This window comes from [Clostridium] symbiosum (assembly GCA_036419695.1).
GTDB classification, from domain to species: Bacteria; Bacillota; Clostridia; order Lachnospirales; family Lachnospiraceae; genus Otoolea; species Otoolea symbiosa_A.
In genome coordinates, this window is sequence record CP143946.1 from 4,060,556 (window position 1) to 4,078,285 (window position 17,730).

Annotated in this window: 14 protein-coding genes; 3 read left to right on the forward strand and 11 right to left on the reverse strand. The window is 48.6% G+C overall.

Annotated elements, in window-relative coordinates; translation table 11 throughout:
* Positions 1-830: 830 nt before the first annotated feature.
* From V3C10_18325 to V3C10_18335, 3 genes are all read right to left on the reverse strand, one after another.
* Positions 831-2,378 carry a BCCT family transporter gene (locus V3C10_18325; protein WVP61244.1) on the reverse strand — a complete coding sequence of 516 codons (1,548 nt, stop codon included), beginning with the start codon at positions 2,376-2,378 and terminating at the stop codon, positions 831-833.
* A gap of 22 nt (positions 2,379-2,400) precedes the next feature.
* Positions 2,401-3,216: a nitrilase-related carbon-nitrogen hydrolase gene (locus V3C10_18330; protein WVP61245.1), complete on the reverse strand. Its 816-nt coding sequence runs from the start codon at positions 3,214-3,216 to the stop codon at positions 2,401-2,403.
* Between the two features lie 103 nt (positions 3,217-3,319).
* Entirely contained in the window at positions 3,320-4,330 is a 1,011-nt protein-coding gene (locus V3C10_18335) for a CocE/NonD family hydrolase (protein ID WVP61246.1), read from the reverse strand.
* Positions 4,331-4,726: 396 nt separating this feature from the next.
* Between V3C10_18335 and V3C10_18340 the strand changes: the two genes are divergently transcribed.
* Together V3C10_18340 and V3C10_18345 are read left to right on the forward strand one after the other, a co-directional pair.
* Positions 4,727-5,587 (forward strand): MurR/RpiR family transcriptional regulator, encoded by an 861-nt coding sequence (locus tag V3C10_18340; protein WVP61247.1) that lies wholly within the window; start codon positions 4,727-4,729, stop codon positions 5,585-5,587.
* Positions 5,588-6,001: 414 nt separating this feature from the next.
* Positions 6,002-6,889 (forward strand): DUF6282 family protein, encoded by an 888-nt coding sequence (locus V3C10_18345; GenBank protein ID WVP61248.1) that lies wholly within the window; start codon positions 6,002-6,004, stop codon positions 6,887-6,889.
* Positions 6,890-7,681: 792 nt separating this feature from the next.
* On the opposite strand, the gene V3C10_18350 is transcribed toward V3C10_18345, so the two are convergent.
* The 4 genes from V3C10_18350 to fsa all read right to left on the reverse strand — a co-directional run bounded on the left by V3C10_18350 (position 7,682) and on the right by fsa (position 10,758).
* Complete coding sequence (locus V3C10_18350) at positions 7,682-7,933, reverse strand: BCCT family transporter (protein ID WVP64659.1); 252 nt, start codon at positions 7,931-7,933, stop codon at positions 7,682-7,684.
* Positions 7,934-8,235: 302 nt separating this feature from the next.
* The gene (locus tag V3C10_18355) at positions 8,236-9,186 is read right to left on the reverse strand and encodes a transketolase family protein (GenBank protein WVP61249.1); all 951 of its coding nucleotides are present in this window, start codon (positions 9,184-9,186) and stop codon (positions 8,236-8,238) included.
* Positions 9,176-10,069, reverse strand: coding sequence for a transketolase (locus V3C10_18360; GenBank protein ID WVP61250.1), 894 nt, complete (start codon positions 10,067-10,069; stop codon positions 9,176-9,178). Before V3C10_18360 ends, V3C10_18355 begins: the two co-directional genes overlap by 11 nt.
* Positions 10,070-10,101: 32 nt before the next feature.
* Positions 10,102-10,758: a fructose-6-phosphate aldolase gene (fsa, locus tag V3C10_18365; protein ID WVP61251.1), complete on the reverse strand. Its 657-nt coding sequence runs from the start codon at positions 10,756-10,758 to the stop codon at positions 10,102-10,104.
* A 1,160-nt stretch (positions 10,759-11,918) separates the two neighbouring features.
* Between fsa and V3C10_18370 the strand changes: the two genes are divergently transcribed.
* The gene (locus V3C10_18370; protein WVP61252.1) at positions 11,919-13,196 is read left to right on the forward strand and encodes an IS110 family transposase; all 1,278 of its coding nucleotides are present in this window, start codon (positions 11,919-11,921) and stop codon (positions 13,194-13,196) included.
* A gap of 244 nt (positions 13,197-13,440) precedes the next feature.
* On the opposite strand, the gene V3C10_18375 is transcribed toward V3C10_18370, so the two are convergent.
* From V3C10_18375 to araA, 4 genes are all read right to left on the reverse strand, one after another.
* Positions 13,441-13,563, reverse strand: coding sequence for a hypothetical protein (locus V3C10_18375; GenBank protein ID WVP61253.1), 123 nt, complete (start codon positions 13,561-13,563; stop codon positions 13,441-13,443).
* A gap of 63 nt (positions 13,564-13,626) precedes the next feature.
* Positions 13,627-14,325 (reverse strand): L-ribulose-5-phosphate 4-epimerase, encoded by a 699-nt coding sequence (locus V3C10_18380; GenBank protein ID WVP61254.1) that lies wholly within the window; start codon positions 14,323-14,325, stop codon positions 13,627-13,629.
* A gap of 125 nt (positions 14,326-14,450) precedes the next feature.
* Entirely contained in the window at positions 14,451-16,064 is a 1,614-nt protein-coding gene (locus V3C10_18385) for an FGGY-family carbohydrate kinase (protein WVP61255.1), read from the reverse strand.
* Between the two features lie 85 nt (positions 16,065-16,149).
* On the reverse strand, positions 16,150-17,655 hold the full coding sequence (araA, locus tag V3C10_18390) for an L-arabinose isomerase (GenBank protein WVP61256.1): 1,506 nt from the start codon (positions 17,653-17,655) through the stop codon (positions 16,150-16,152).
* Positions 17,656-17,730: the final 75 nt, after the last annotated feature.

A 17,730-nucleotide genomic window follows, 5' to 3' on the forward strand; every position in this document is an offset into this window, starting at 1 on the left:
GGGACTGTCGGGGGGCGGGATGGTGAGGGGAGGTTGTGAGTCTTCAGTCCCGGTTTGAGTTTGGTCGCGGGTGGGGAATCCGGGCAGAAAAAGTTCCTGCGGGAAACGCTTGCGCTCTTTGGAGTACATAACGGACACTAACCTCGAAAAAACCTCGGTAAGTGCCGATGGACTCCCAGGTTCCCTCCGGAATCTTTTTCTCCCGGATTCCCCACGGGAAGGTTATGACCGGGACTGAAGACGCGAAGGTTTTCGCCATCCCGAACCCCGGCCTGCGGCCGCTGAATTGTTCTTATTCCTTCAAAGGGGGGAGGAGGAGCGTCGCAACCACTATGTTCCTCCGAATGCTTCAAAATATCTGTTATCAAATTCATCGTGAGATACCGTCAGACCGTAAAAGTATCGCAGCTTCGTAGTGGCCGCGACAGGGCCCTCCCCATTTAAGGTTAGAGACAATCAGCGTCCGGAGCGGACCATGTCCGGTGCCGCGAAAACCTCCGCCTGAGTCTTTTGTCCCCGGCGATAACCTGACGGGGGAAGGAGGCGGAATCAATTGTGAAGGGGATATGGGAGTCCGCCGGTGCCTGGCGACACATTGAGCACTTAGCGAGGTCTCTTCGAGCTTAGTGCAAAAGCGTGCGGTGGCAGGTCTTTTCGAGCCTGGCACCGCTGCGCACTCCAAAAAGCGCGAGCGGTCCCCGTAACAATTCATTCCGGCCGGATTCCCCCCTCACGACAACCTCCAATCGGGGACAAAAGACTCAGCCAGCCCCCTCACCACACCGGACATAGTCCGTTCCGGACGCGTCCTCCTCACCTCAGTTAAATCCTTATTTCAACGTCTTATCATATTTCTTATGGTTGAAAATCAATATTGCGCAGCTTACCGTCGTACCCAGCATGATAATTCCGGCAAACATGCCGCCAAAGTTGGCAATGATCTTTACTCCGTTTACGCCTACCGTTGCAATCATAATATAAGCAAGTGTCATAACAATAATTCCCCAGGCAATTTTTAACCAGGATGGCGCTTCCGGGCTGTCCGGAGTAATTCCCTGTGTGGAGATTCCTGCCATAGCCGTCATATTGGAATTGCAGGCCGTTACAACGGATAAGAAAATGAGCAGCAGAAACAGTGGAATAATAATCTGTGAGAACGGCATACTTCTCAGCATAGAATAAGGAACTGCCTCCACACCGACATTATTGTATACACCGACCAGATCAACGGCTCCGCTGACCTGTGCGAATAATGAGTTTCCACCGACGAGAATCATCCAGAGTGCACTTACCATTGCACATACGCCTACGTATAATGCCAGCGTCTGTTTTACGGTTCTTCCGTAAGCGATACGGCCCATGAAGGCTCCCGATGTCGGCGCCCATGCCATCCAGCTTGCCCAGTAGAAGGTGGTCCACCACTGCGGCCACTGGCTGTCGGCGGAAGCTCCTGTCAGCAGGGATTTTTCAAAAAAATTGGCAATAAATCCGCCGAATGCCTCTGTTCCCAGGTTAAATACAAACGCCGTAGCGCCAAAGAATAACAGGAAAAGCAGGAAAACAACATAGCCGTATACATTAATATCGGCACAGAGCTTGATGCCCTTCTGAAGTCCGGAAACAGCCGTGGCAATAAAGATAGCAGCAATTACAACCGCAACGATCAGCCACATGGATGCATTGCTGGGAATACCGGTGAGTTCGGCAATTCCGCCGGACATATTCATAATACCCTGTCCCAGTGAGCCAGCCATACCTGCTCCAATACAGAATAATGTCATGGCATCGATAATTTTGGATGTATTTTTATTTTCAGCAAATTTTCCCAGTGCCGGAGCCATCTCGGAGGTAATGGAGAATGGTCTCTTTGCATTATAGTACATAAATCCAAACACAACCGCAGGTACCGTATAGATTGCGTATGGAATAAAGGTCCAGTGTAAAAACATAGTCTCCATGGAGAATTTGAGGGCCTCGCTGCTCATGGGAGCGATTCCGGTCAGTTCCGTAGGAGGCGCGCTGAAATGTGCGATTGGCTCTGCAGGTCCCCAGAAGAGAACTCCGGCCGCCATCGTTGTAGTCAGGGCGATGGTAAACCATGAAAAAGTAGATATCTCAGGTTTGGCATCCTCACCGCCTATCCTGACATTACCAAATTTTGAAAAAGCGGCTGCGATAGCTACCAGAACCGTTCCCACCGCGATAATGCTGAATACCCAGCCCACATTGGCAATAATCCAGTTATTTACGTTATTAATCAGGTTTAAAAATGTATCCTTGCTGACAAGGCTGACAATAACAATTAAAAGCAGCAATATGAATGGCGGGAAAAATGTCATTTTCCGAAGCTGCATTGTACTCTTTTTATTCTTTTCCATGAAACGTTCCTCCTCCATCTCCCTATTGATCCGACAGAACTTTGTAATCTTCCGGATGGCGGTCAGTCAAAACCGTATTAAAATCGCGTTCTCTGCCGACTCTGTCCAAATCAATCTCCTGGTATAAAATTCCTTCTTCCTCTACCCCAAAGGCTGCCAGCACCTCTCCTACCGGGCTGATAACCTGACTTTTTCCTGCAAATATTTCTTCTCCGCTCTGGCCGCACCGGTTGACAGCCGCTACATAGAACAGATTGTCAAGAGCGCGGCAGGCCAGATTCAAATCCCACCACTCTTTAAAATAATGACTGGCTCTCCATGCGGCGGGAACAAGCATCAGCTGCGCTCCCTCTAGCGCCAGAATCCGGCTCGTCTCCGGAAAGCAGACGTCATAACAAATTACAATACCGATTTTCCCAAGTTTCGTGTCCCAAACAGGATAATCCTTCCCCCGCTGGAAATAAGTCCGCTCATCCCCTACCGGATGAGTTTTGGAATACGTTCCCTCTATGATTCCCTCATCGCTGATCAGAACCGCCGTATTTTCCGTTCCCCCGTTTTCCGCTGCAAATATAATCGGCGCCACCAGATAGATTTTAAGCTCCTTTGCCAGTTTTCTCATCTGCGTAACGGTCGGTCCTTCCAGTGTTTCCGCCATTTCCTTCATGGCCGGAATATCCGTTCCAAGATATCCCGTATTGAACGCCTCAGGCAGACAAACCAGCGAAGCTCCGTTTTGGGCCGCCTCCCTGACCATATGGGAAGCCTTTTCGATGTTTGCTTCTTTATCCAGGAAACTGCAGTCCATCTGAACCATTGCTAACTTATATTGTTTCACCCTGTTCCCCTCCTCCTTTATGAGCCAGGAGACCGGGAAAATCCGGCCTCCTATTTTTGTATCCCCTTTAAAATCTTGTAACAGTTTTTATATTTCTTCCTGATTATAAGTACTTATTGAAAAATTCGCCTAACGCATCCGCCAGAGCCTCAAACTTCGGATCACCGTCAAACATCCACTCATTATGTTTTCCCTCTACATAGTAAAGCTCCTTCGGCTCATTTGCAAGGCGGTATGCCTCTTCTGCCTCGATCTTGTCATGAAGTTCATTGTATCTTCCATGGCCTACGAAAACTGCCTTCGGCGCCAGTTTTGGAAGTGTGGCTTCAATGTTAAAACGGATAAAGGACTCTGCATATACGCTGGACATCGGAGTTGGGAATTCCTCACCGTTTGCCTCATTGGCCTGCTCGGAAACACCTCCGTTGATTTTTTTCAGGGTCTGGTCTACGTAGAAATCTCCACTCTCGTCAATGTTCGGATAGAACTCGTAAGGATGTCTCAGAACCAGATCGCCTGTCGTGGCACGCTTAATCTTATCCTGCTCAAGAGCCCTGAGCATCTTGTTGTACTTATCATTTCCCATACCCATGCGCATCCAGCGTACACCGTTTACGAAAGAGTTCAGGGTGGCAACCGCTTTGACCGCCTCTTCCCTGGCCGTTACTTCCACGCAGACGGCTCCGCCGACGCCCCAGCCGATTAAACCGATCCTCTTCGGATCAATTTCAGGCTGTGCTTTCATGAAGTTTACGGCTGCTGCGACATCCTCCACCTCTCTTTCCAGAGTGGTGTACTTCTCCGTTCCCTCACTCGGTTTAAAACCGCGGTAATCAAAGCCCATGCAGACATATCCTCTTGCTGTCATTGCCCTTGAGAATAAAGCGGGATATACCATGTTCAGTCCCGTCCAGCCGGAGTTGGCAATGATACACGGTCTCTTCTCTCCCTCTTTATAATCGTCGGGAAGATAAACGGTTCCTACCATTTTGTCGCCTTCGCTGTAAAATACGATTTCTCTTGTTTTCATAACTTTCTCTCCTTTTTGATTTTCCTCATAATATGTTTTTTGTTTTTCCTTATTTCCTTGCTGTAACAACACTATACACCTCATAAAAGAATATTTCAACCTTTTTATTTAAAATATTTATTTTTCATCCTTTTTAACAATTAAAATAATCTTTTTTGTTCATTTTACACATAAATAAATTCCTAATTCCTTTTTTCAATAAAATTAATTTCACTTTAATACATAATCATTTGACACTGTTTTCTCCCCGCCGTATAATAAACGTAACAATTCAGACATGATGTATTCCGCGGTGTATTTTCACGTTTTTTTGCGAAAACCCCAGGTTGTGCGGCGCGGCGCAACGAAAAGTGCGCGATGCGGACTTTTCATTACAATCAACGGTGTTTTTCACCGTTTCCGGGTATCATTTTATTACAGTTTGACCGAAGGATGAACTGTAACTAATAAACACAAGAATATCCCATGGAGGTATCGATTATGGAAAATAATATTATCGACACGATCACCCAGATTAAAGATGTACTGCCTAAAAAGCAGAGAACCTTATGCAATTTTATTGTTTTAAATTATATAGATGCGGGTATGATGACTGTGGCGGAACTGGCCGAACACTCCGGCGTGGGACCTACCACGGTAATGCGGCTTGTAAAAACGCTTCAGTTTGACAGCTACAGTGATTTTCGCCGTGCACTTCTGAATGTTTCCCTGAAAAACAATGCATCTTCCTACATTGGGATTAAAAACAGCTTTCAGACCGTATCCAGCCACTCGGATTCCGATATTTTACACACGCTCTGGTTTGACACCACCCATACGGTTGAAAATTTTATAACACCTAAGAATATCGAGCAGATCGATAAAGCCCTCTCCCTGATGATGCAGAGTTCCCGCATTAATTTGCTGGGCTTGCGCTCTTCCCGGACAGCTTCGCTTTATCTGGAGTCGGCAATCGACCGTTTTTATCCTCATGTGAGACAGCTCAGCGACGAAAGTGAATTTTTATACGATAAAATATTCCGCCTGACGCCGGAAGAAGATGTGATCGTGATCTTCTCGGCCTGGCCCTGTACGAAGCGCACCATCGACGCCTCGGCCGTATGCCGGGACAAAGGCATACCGATTATCCTGATTACCAATACTTCCCTGAATCCGATTGCCAGGTATGCTGATATCATGATTGATACAAATTCGGTAAATGCAGGCTGCGGCATCCTTCCTTTCATGTTTATTGCGGAAGCGCTTACCGCGGGTCTCGTCCGCCGACTCGGCCCGGATTCCATGAAGATACTAGAAGAACTTGAAACAGAGCTGGAAAAAGTCGACATCTTTATCAGATAAAAGAGCCATTTTCATAAAGTGCAGCCTGTACATTTCGTGCACGGCCTGCAGCCATAAAACGGAGGGCATACCGCCAGGAGCTTTTTGAGAAAGCCGAATGGGGTATGCCCTCCGTCCCTGTAACTCCGGTACGTCTGACCTTATAAATACTTCTTGAAAAAATCAATCTAACGGGTCCGCCATAGACTCAAACTCCGGCGCTCCGTCAAACATCCACTCATATCATTTCATTTCCAAAGAATTTCATTCGCCATATTTGTTCCTTTATTTGTCGTTTTACCTTTATAAAGACATGAATTTTCTTTTTTACATTATATTTTATGCTTTATTTTTGTATTCGATATTTACTATTCTCTAAAAAGGTGATATCATCTATTCAAATCAAAAAGAATACAAATTCCGAAAGGGGACATTATGGAACAATCATTCTTTATTTCAGATTTATATCGTCAAAAAGCAAAAGAACTTATTAAAGGCGGCTATGATCTTCACACTCATACCGAACCCTCAGCCTTTCACCGGGCTCTGGATGATTTTGAGTTGATACAGGAGGCCGCAGATGCCGGAATGGCCGGCGTCATGATAAAAGCCCATTACGGCTGCACGGCATCGCGGGCAGCACTGGTAAATCTTCACAGTCACTGTTCAGCCAAAGCATACGGCGGACTTGTCCTGAATCATCCGGTCGGCGGACTGAACCCCTATGCGGTTGAAAACTCATTGAAAATGGGGGCTGTAATCATCTGGATGCCTACCAGAGATTCAGAAAACTGCCTGAAATATGGAGATATGCCGGGAGATTTTTTCTCACGCCCCGGAATTACAATTTTTGATGAAAACGGGAAACTAAAGAAAGAAATTTTTGAGATTTTCGAGATTGTTAAAAAATATGGCGCTTACCTTGCAACTGGCCATCTGAATTCAGAGGAATCCTATGCATTATGTAAAGAGGGGCGCCGGTACGGTGTCAATATGATATTGACGCACCCTGAATGGGACCGCACCCAGTCCACCGGAGCCGTTCAGAAAGAGCTGGCCGATACCGGTGTGCTGATTGAAAAAAACTGGCTCAATATCGCCGAAGGCTCCGTCTCCGTTCAAAGGATGGCATCCAATATAAAAGAGGCAGGCACCGGCCGCGTCTATCTGGCAACCGATCGCGGACAGTCCGGCTTCGAACATCCCGTTGAGGGAATGCTGCGCTTTATTGAAACACTGCTGGGCGAAGGTTTTACCGGACAGGAGATTAAAACCATGCTCTGCACTGTCCCCGGATATATTGTAAACAGGACTGCCCGCTGATGCTCCAAAAGCATCAAGATTTCCTGAAAATCTAAGTTTAAGAATTGACTTAAGATGCGGTTTTCCGCTTGAAATGTTAAGAAATAATATGCTTTGAAATTAGTATAGTACAGTGAAAATGAGAATTCTATCCCTTATTGTTTTTATTCAGGGCAAACGGATGAGGATTTAGTTGAGATGCGAGGACGCCTCTGTAAGACGGCGGACGGGGGAGTGGGTTGGATGGATGAGTCTTCAGTCCCGGTTTATAGGTTGTGGTGAGGGGGAATCCGGAGAAAGACTTTCCTGTGGGGACACGCTCCCGCTTGTGAAGCGCACAGCGGATGCTAAGCTCGAAAGGACCTCGCTAAGCACCGGCGGGCTTCAAGGTCTCCCTTCGGAAAGTTTTTCTCCTCCTTCCCCGGGCAGTTTGTCGACGGGACTGAAGACTCAGCGAAGGTTGTTGCCCCGTCCGCCGGCTTCAGGGCTGATTGTCTCTTTCGTCAAGTAAGGGGGAGGTATTGTCTCGGCCACTATGTAGTCGTGAATCTTTTACCTTATGAAGATATTTCGGGCTGGATTCAGAGAAAAATCCAAAGCTATATTTAATGATGAATCAAATAATTCAATGGTTATTCAAGGATAGGTCAGATGCCAAAGCTCAGATTCATTAATTGAATACCATACAGAGGCATTCTCCCGTAATTCGAGGAAATGTAGCGGTAGCGACAATCCCTCCCCCCCCCTTTGAAGGAATAAGAACAAATCAGCGGCCGCAGGCCGAGGTTCGGGATGGCGAAAACCTCGGCGTCTTCAGTCCCGGGCCATAGCCGTCATATTGGAATTGCAGGCCGTTACAACGGATAAGAAAATGAGCAGCAGGAACAGTGGAATAATAATCTGTGAGAACGGCATACTTCTCAGCATAGAATAAGGAACTGCCTCCACGCCGACATTATTGTATGCACCGACCAGATCAACGGCTCCGCTGAACTGGTCAAATAATGAGTTTCCACCGACGAGAATCATCCAGAGTGCACTTACACAATTTCTCCATCCGGCAATTGATCCCTGATGAAATTATATTATCACGGCGTCTCTGTCTGTTCTCCGTTGTCAGCAGCGTCATCCCCCGGAACATTTTCCCCGGCAAAAAGGGCGGGAAACGGCGCCCTTTTGCGGCTGCCGTATCCCGCCCTGATTCGGCGGCAAAAATTCGCCGCCTTATATCATAAGCTTTTCGGAGCGCCGTTGCAGGCCGCCCCTCATACTCATTTCCCCTTATATCTTTGCACAGTTACTGCGCATTATTCTTACCGTATCCTCGAATCTGTAACATCCCGGCAGATTTTTGCCGGCCGTCGGTTTTACATTCTGATTTTCATCCACTCTGCAACCTGGGTTCTGATTCCCTCTGCGTCCAGACCGTATTTACGGAGAAGGTCCTGGGCCGGGCCCGATTCACCGAACGTATCGCGGATACCGATTTTATATACCGGTACTGGGAACTGCTCGGAGAGCACGTCGCATACCGCACTTCCGAGGCCTCCGATAATGGAATGTTCCTCCACGGTCACAACTCTGCCGGTCATTCCGGCCGAGCCAATCAGAAGTTCCTCGTCGATTGGCTTGATTGTATGGATGTTAATTACCTCTGCACTGATTCCGTCCTCTTTCAGAAGCTCCGCCGCCTCTAAGGCAGCCGAAACACAAAGGCCGGTTGCCACAATCGTAACATCCCTGCCCCGTTTCAGGACTACGCCTCTTCCGAGTTCAAAACGGTAGTTTTCATTGTCGTTGATAACCGGAACCGCCAGACGTCCAAATCGCAGATAAACCGGGCCGTTATATTGATAAGCAGCCTCAACAGCCGCCCTGGCTTCCACATCATCGGAAGGGTTTATCACCACCATTCCCGGAATGGTACGCATCAGAGCGATATCCTCGTTACACTGGTGGGTTGCCCCGTCCTCACCGACGGAGATTCCGGCATGGGTTGCCGCTATCTTGACGTTCAGATGCGGATAACCGATCGAGTTGCGGATCTGCTCAAACGCCCGTCCTGCCGCAAACATCGCGAAAGTACTGGCAAACGGAACCTTTCCCGTCGTTGCAATGCCCGCTGCAATTCCCATCATATTGCACTCTGCAATTCCGCAGTCAATATGACGCTCCGGGAATTCCTTCTTAAATATTGCCGTCTTTGTAGCCTCTGCCAGATCGGCATCCAGTACTACCAGATCTTCATGTTTCCTTCCCAGTTCTGCCAGAGCATTACCATAGCTTTCCCGGGTTGCGATTTTCTTCTTATTTTCCATCTGCGCCACCCGCCTTTTCCTGATTTGATGCCGCCCCGTCCGAAACCGAAGCATCCAGAGCCGCTCCCGCCTCCTCGAGTTCTTTCATGGCCTTTTTGTATTCCTCATCATTCGGGGCTTTGCCATGCCAGGAAGCTACGTTTTCCATAAAGGACACGCCTTTTCCTTTGAGCGTATTTGCTATGATGGCAGTCGGCATGCCCTTGACCGTCTTTGCCTCATCGAACGCTTTCTTAAGCTGCTCCATGTCATTTCCATTTTCCACGCAGATGACATGGAAATTAAATGCCTCAAATTTCTTGTCGATCGGATACGGGGAGCAGATGTCTTCAATGGATCCGTCAATCTGAAGATTGTTGTTATCCACGATAACCGTCAGATTATCCAGCTTTCTGTGTCCGGCAAACATCGCCGCCTCCCAGACCTGTCCCTCCTGGATCTCTCCGTCTCCGAGCAGAGTGTATACGTGATAGGAATCGCCGCTCATCTTAGCGGACACCGCCATACCTACCGCCGCGGAAATTCCCTGTCCCAGGGAACCGCTCGACATATCCACACCATTAATATGTTTCATGTCCGGGTGCCCCTGAAGGTAGGAGCCGATATGTCTGAGTGTTAAAAGATCCGCCTTGGGAAAATATCCTCTTTCGGCCAATACCGAATAAAGTCCGGGGGCATTATGGCCTTTGGACAGTACAAAACGATCCCGGTCCGCCTTTTTCGGTTCTTTTGGATCAATATTCATCTCCTCAAAATAGAGATAGGTAAAAATATCTGCCGCAGACAGGGAACCGCCCGGATGGCCGGACTTTGCTGCATGGACAGCCGTCACGATTCCCTTGCGGACCTCGTTTGCTTTTTTCTTCAGTTCTAAAATTTCCATTCCGGATTCCTTTCCTGGAGCTTATTCCCAAATTATTTGCCGAATACAGCCTCATAATCAGCTTTGAATTTCTCAATTCCCTGATCGGTCAGAGGATGTTTTATCATCTGCATCAGAACCTTGAACGGAACGGTGGCGATATCTCCGCCGGCCTTCGCACACTCTGTAATGTGAAGAGGATGTCTGGTTGAAGCACAGATAATTTCAGTGGAAATCTCCGGGTAATTATCGAAAATCTGAACAATATCATAGATGAGATCGGTTCCGCTTGTAGAAATGTCATCCAGTCTTCCAAGGAATGGGGAAACGTAAGATGCGCCTGCCCTTGCCGCCAGAAGAGCCTGGTTCGCCGTGAAAATCAGGGTAACATTTGTTTTAATTCCTTCGGATGAGAGCACTTTAACTGCCTTAAGTCCCTCTGCCGTCATTGGAATTTTCACTACCATATTCGGATGGATCTTTGCAATCTCGCGGCCTTCTGCGATCATATCTTCAGCTTTTACCGTAGTAGCCTTAACTTCGCCTGAAATCGGACCGTCTACGATGCTTGTGATCTCCTTTATTACCTCGTTAAAATCACGTCCCTCTTTTGCAATCAGGGATGGGTTCGTAGTTACGCCGCAGATAATTCCCATGTCGTTTGCTTCTCTGATTTCATCTACATTCGCTGTGTCGATAAAAAATTTCATTTCTGCTTCCGCCTTTCATTCTCCATATTTATTTCGCTGCTGTTTACTGCTTGTTTCGCTGCAGACTGATTTGCAGCACTTGCCTACCACCATATTTTACTATATTTTTCCCTATATGCAATCATATTTCAACAAATTCCTAAAAAAGGGGTTAATTGAGGAAGGAGAACGCCGCCGTCAGGTCGGGGTTCGGAATGGTGAGGGGAAGGGTATGAGTCTTCAGTCCCGGCTTGCAGGTTGTCGCGGGTGGGGAATCCGGGCAGAAAAAGTTCCTTCGGGAAACGCTTGCGCTCTTTGAAGTGCATAACAGTACTAAGGTGCCAAAATACGCCACCTAAGTACTGATGGACTTCCAGGTTCCCTGCGGAATCTTTTTCTCCCGGATTCCCCACGGGAAGGTTATGACCGGGACTGAAGACGCGAAGGTGATCGACATTCCGAAAACCGGCCTGCGGCCGCTGATTTGTTCTATCCCTTCAGGGGGGAGGGTATTGTCGCTGCCACTACGGGCCTTCAAATGCCCGGGAACAGTCTCTTTATAAACGTGAGAATTGTGTTGTCAGAGAGCCGGCTTTTACTTAGGATGAGGTAATAGAAACCCTGAGTGAAAACCGCGCAAAACAACGTTCTATCCTGTTTTTCATACACTTCAAAGCAGTAGTTAATGTGATACCGGAGCAATTCAGATACCACAGCTTCATAGTGGCCGCGACAATCCCCTTCCCGCACTCGTATAATAAGTTTATAGCCAGTTAACATAGGCTGTAAACTTATTTTTTTCTAGTATAGATGTAAGGAATTTCTATGTTGTCATATCAGGAGGGGTCTCCTCCAGGAGTGCTGGTCCATCCTTTTCTCATCTATACTGTTTACTGGTTACTTTCTATCAAAGCCTCCCGGTGCTATAATGGTTCTCAGTGGAATCTTAGCTAAGGTCACTGCTGCCCCCGCATGCAAAGCCTTTGGCTATTGCTTATCAAGCTTGCAGCCCAGACGGTGTGCCATGACTGCTTACACAAATGCTGCATCACCAGTTCCAGCCTCCAGCAGGGTATTTCTACTGGTTCAATGCTGATATCGCGAGGTTGCAGCCGGTACACCGAATCGGGATAAGCTTTGGCTATGTTTCCCCATTCTTACATGAAAGGTGGTGATTACACATGAAGAAAACCGATTACCTGTCAACGCTTTTTGTTGGAATCGACATTGGTTCCCGCTTAAACGTTATCTCTGCTTTGAATTTCGAGCAGGACTTCCTTATCCGCATGGTCCCCATCCCTAACGCCCAGTATGGCGCTGAGAGGATGGGGCAGATGATAGTGGAAGTTCTGGAACAGCACCATGAGTTCCTTTCCGTTATCATCGGTTTGGAGTCTACCGGTTTTTATGGCGTCCACATTGCCAATTACCTTTCCACCTGCGAAAGGCTGGCCCCTTTCGGCACGAAGGTTTACTGCCTTAACCCCAAGGAAGTGGCAAAGTACAAAGGATCCTTCAATTCCCTTGATAAGAACGATGGGATCGATTCCTTTGTCATTGCCGATTTCGCCAGGGTAGGGCGGATTAAAACCCAGCCGTGGCGTGGGGCACAGTATCTTGCCCTCCAGCGCCTTACCAGGCACCGGCTTCACATTACGGAATGTATGGCCAAGGAGAAAACCTACATGCTCAACAACATCTTCCTCAAATTCAGTGAGTTTGCCATGCTGAACAAGGAGGAACATCCTTTTTCTGACAAATATGGTGCCACCGCAGAAGCAGTCCTTACGGAATACCTTTCGACCGAGGCCATTGTAAATGCTTCGGTCGATGAGCTGGTTGCATTCATCAGCTCCAAGAGCCGTGGACGAATCTCCGATCCGGAGCAGACCACTTATCTGCTTCAAAAGGCGGCCACTAATTCCTACCGGCTGGACAAGTGTCTTTATGAACCGCTGACGGTCTCCATTGGGTGTTCTTTTAACTGTATCAATGCATTTGAAAAAGAACTCAAAGCAATTGATGATGCCATTTTAAGGACGGTGAAGGGGCTGAACCCTACCGAGTACCAGATCCTCAACTCCGTTCCCGGAATCGGCAAGGTTTATGCCAGTGGTATCCTTGCTGAAATCGGCACAATCAAGTGTTTCAAAAACAACGATGCACTTGCCAAGTATTGTGGCATTGTCTGGAAGGAAAACCAGTCCGGGATATTTGATGCAGAAGACACGCCTATGAATAAAGCCGGCAACCGTTATCTGCGTTATTACATGATAGAGGCCGCAGGCAGTGTCATGAATCACTGTCCGGAATACAAGGCCTTTCATGACAAAAAATTTGCTGAGGTGAGAACCCATCGGCACAAACGAGCACTCGCGTTGACTTCCCGTAAACTGATACGTATGCTTTTTGGACTGCTGGACAAAAGCCAACTCTACTCTGTGGAAAAGAGTAGGTAATCCATAGTATATACCGAACTTACGTTTCTTTTGAATCGTAGGTCTATTAAAGTTACCTTTCTTATAGAAAATCTTTTTCATTTACCTCTTGACATTTCACCAAATTGCTTGACGAAAGAGACAATCAGCCCCTGAAGCCGGCGGACGGGGCAATATCCTTCCCTGAGTCTTCAGTCCCGTCGACAACCTGCCCGGGGAAGGAAGGAGAAAAACTTCCGAAGGGGACATTGGAATCCGCCGGTGCTTAGACGTTCTTTGACGTCTTAGCATCCGCTGCGCATTCCGCAAGCGGGAGCGAGTCCCCGTAGGAATTTTTTCTCCTGGATTCCCCCTCACCACAACCTACAAACCGGGACTGAAGACTCATACACAACCTCCCACTCCCCCGTCCGCCGTCTTACAGAGGCGTCCTCGCATCTCAACTAAATCCCTACTTATTTTGTCCATAATACGCATGTGGCCCATGTTTTCTCATGTAATGCTTATCTAAGAGCCACTGGGGGGCAGGCTCCACCTGCGTGTTAATCTGTTCGCACCGCGCCGCCATCTTCGCCACCTCTTCTAAAACCACTGCGTTGTGCACCGCATTAAACGCATCGGTTCCCCAGGTAAAGGGACCGTGATTTTTGCAAAGCACACAGGGAACCGCCATACAGTCCAGCTTTCTTTCCTCGAAAGCGTCCGCAATCAGGATGCCCGTATTCCGTTCATAGTCCTCATCCAGTTCTTCTTTCGTCAGATTTCTGACGCATGGGATGCTGCCGTAGATGTAGTCGGCATGGGTCGTCCCGTAACACGGAATATCCCTCCCCGCCTGTGCCCAGGATGTCGCCCACGGGCTGTGGGTATGCACAATTCCGCCTATCTGCGGGAAACGGTTGTATAGTTCCAGATGTGTTTTCGTATCGGAGGAGGGGTTCATATCCCCTTCTATTTTATTGCCTTTTAAATCCATCACCACCATGTCTTCCGGAGTTAAATCGCTGTAATCGACGCCGGACGGCTTGATTACAAACAGGCCTCTATCACGGTCAATCCCTGAGACATTTCCCCAGGTGAAGGTGACCAGGCCATACTGCGGAAGCTGCATGTTGGCTTCGTATACTTTTTTTTTCAGATGTTTCAGCATGATTTTCACCTCTAAGTTGGATTTTTTGATGCTGGACTTTGCATCCTTTTTGCACTCATTGCGACACTGTCCCCGCTGCCTTTCCGGCCGTCCGGTTAATCGCCCGCCATTTTGGCGGCGCGGGATTACTGCATTTTTATGCTTTCTACTGCCGCACGTTCTGTGGCGAGACCTTCTTTGTAGCGCGCGATAAAGGCGTCGAATCCTTTTACTCCTGCTTCGTCCGGTTCAATTCTGACTGCTTTTTCACCGGCGAATACTTTTGTATCCAGGAAGTGATCCAGTGTCTCGTTTTCTTCTTTGTCCCGCATATAGGATGCAAGAACGGCGATTCCCCAGGCGCCGCCTTCCCCGGCTGTTTCCATTACGGATACCGGTACTCTGGCGGCGTCGGCCATGATTTTCTGGCCTACGCCTTTTGTCTTGAAGAGGCCGCCGTGGCCCATCAGGTTGTCGAGGGTGACGCCCTCCTCCCTGAACAGGATATCAAGACCGATTTTCAGGGTTGCCAGGGAGCTGTAAAGGTGGGTGCGCATGAAATTGGCCAGGTTGAAGCGGCTGTCCGGGGTGCGCATGAACAGGGGGCGTCCCTCCTCAAATCCGGTGATTGGCTCTCCCGACAGATAGCAGTAAGAAAGCAGGCCGCCGCAGTCGGCATCTCCTTCCAGCGCCTTATTGTATAAGGCGGCGAACAGTTCATTCATATCCACCTTCATGCCCATTGACTGTGAATATTCTTTAAACAGGTTTACCCAGGCATTTAAATCCGAGGTGCAGTTGTTACAGTGGACCATTCCGACCAGGTTCCCGGACGGTGTCGTTACCAGATCGATCTCCGGGTAGACTTTGGACAGTTCTTTTTCCAGGACTACCATGGCGAAAACGGATGTTCCCGCCGACACGTTTCCGGTGCGGACCGCCACGCTGTCGGTCGCCGTCATTCCGGTTCCCGCGTCGCCCTCCGGCGGGCAGAGAGGAATTCCGGCCTCCAGAAGGCCCGATGCATCCAAAAGCGCCGCTCCCTCTTTCGTCAGTGTTCCAGCCTCTTCTCCGGCTGCCAGAACCTCAGGAAGAATGCTGCAAAGTTTCCACGGATACCCCTTCGGGGCAGTCAGAGCGTCAAACTGCTCCGTCATTATATGGTTATAATTTCCCGTCGCCGTGTCGATCGGGAACATACCGGAGGCGTCTCCGACTCCCAGAACCTTTCTGCCCGTCAGCTTCCAGTGGATGAAACCGGCCAGGGTGGTCAGATAAGCAATATCCGGAAGATGTTCCTCACCGTTTAAAATTGCCTGGTAAAGATGGGCAATGCTCCAGCGCTGGGGGATGTTGTAGCCGAAAAGCCCCGTCAGCTTTTCCGACGCCTCCTGTGTAATTGTATTTCTCCATGTCCGGAAGGGAACAAGAAGTTCCCCGTTCTTATCAAATGCCATATAACCGTGCATCATGGCGCTGACTCCGATGGAACCGGCCGTCTTAAGTTCCAGCCCATATTTTTCTTTCACATCGCGGGCCAGATCACCGTAGCAGTCCTTAAGTCCCGTCATGATATCGTCCATCGTGTAGGTCCAGATATTATTTACCAGACGGTTCTCCCAGTCATGGTTTCCCTGTGCAACAGGAGCCATGGTTTCGTCGGTCAGCACAGCCTTAATTCTCGTGGAACCAAACTCAATACCCAGCGCCGTTTTTCCTTCTTCAATGCTCAATTTAATCTGCTCTATGCTGCGGCTCATTCTCATCATCCTTTATTTTTGATAGTAGGAACAGGTCGGACAGAGACATCTTCCAGAATGGATTTGCCCCCGCCGTCCCGAACTGTTACCTGAATTTGTAATATGCCTCGTTCCATCTCAGCTCATTTCTGAACTGGCGGATATTTGTATCCTTATCAATATAAACGGCCTCAATGCCCATGCAGGCAGCCCAGTCACCCATCTGCTCGGCAGTCAGGTCATAGGAGAATGCGGTATGGTGTGCTCCGCCCGCGTAAATCCATGCCGCCGCTCCTGTTTCCAGGTTTGGTTCCGGCGTCCAGAATGCGGTTGCCACCGGCAGCTTCGGCATTTCTTTCTCAGCCTTCTTAACTTCCACATCATTGATAATCAAACGGAAACGGTCTCCCAGGTCAATGAGCGATGTCGCCACGCCATGGCCCTCCTTTGATGTGAACACAAGTCTCGCCGGATCTTCCCTGTCGCCCATGGAGAGCGGGCACTCCTTGATTGCAATTTTTCCATCGGCAATCGTCGGGCAAACCTCCAGCATATGGGCCTGAAGAATTCCTTCGCGGCCTTTTACAAGGTTATATGTATAGTCCTCAAAAAACGTCGTTCCCTTGGCATCCTTTGTATTAGCCGCCATAATCTTCATCAGGCGCACCATGGCCGCCGTCTTCCAGTCGCCCTCCGCGCCGAAGCCGTAGCCCTTCTCCATCAGCCTCTGAATCGCAAGGCCCGGAAGCTGTTTCAGTCCTCCCAGATCCCCAAAATGAGTTACAATAGCCTGATAATTCTTCTCTTCCAGGAAACGTTCAAACCCAATCTCAATCTGGGCCTGAACCGCGACATGGCTGCGGAACTCCTTCTCATCCCTGCCCTCCAGCAGAATATCATATTTATCATAATACTCTTCCACCAGAGTATCGGTATCCGCCTTGGAAACGGCATTTACCGCGTCCACAATCTCATTGACGGGATAAGCGTCAATCTCCCAGCCAAACTTAATCTGTGCCTCCACCTTATCGCCATCCGTAACAGCCACATTTCTCATATTATCGGCCACACGCATCACGCGGATGTGGGAAGACTCCATCACGCCCACCGCCGTGCGCATCCAGGACGCCAGTCTTTCCTGAACCTCCTCATCAGCCCAATACCCTACAATCACCTTTCTCTCAATTCCCATCCTGCTGACAATATGTCCGTATTCCCTGCCGCCATGCGCCGACTGGTTCTCATTCATAAAATCCATATCAATCGCATCATAGGGAATTTCCCTGTTAAACTGGGTATGCAGATGGCAGAGAGGTTTCCTGTACTCCTGAAGTCCCAGAATCCAGCTCTTAGCCGGTGAAAACGTATGCATCCACGTAATCACGCCCGCACACTCCGGATCCTGATTCGCCTCATTAAACGTCCGGCGAATCACCTCATTCGTAATCAGAGTAGGCTTCCAAACCACCTCAAACGGCAGATTCCCACTCTTATTAAGCTCCTCCACAATCACCCTGGAATGCTCCGCCACATGCGCAAGACACTCCTCCCCATAAAGATCCTGAGACCCGGTGCAAAACCAAAATTTATAATTCTTTCCTGTTACAAGCATTCCTTTATCCTCCTGATATTCACCCTAAAATAACCTCAACAATAGCATCAATCATAAAAAAGCAGCACTTCAAAC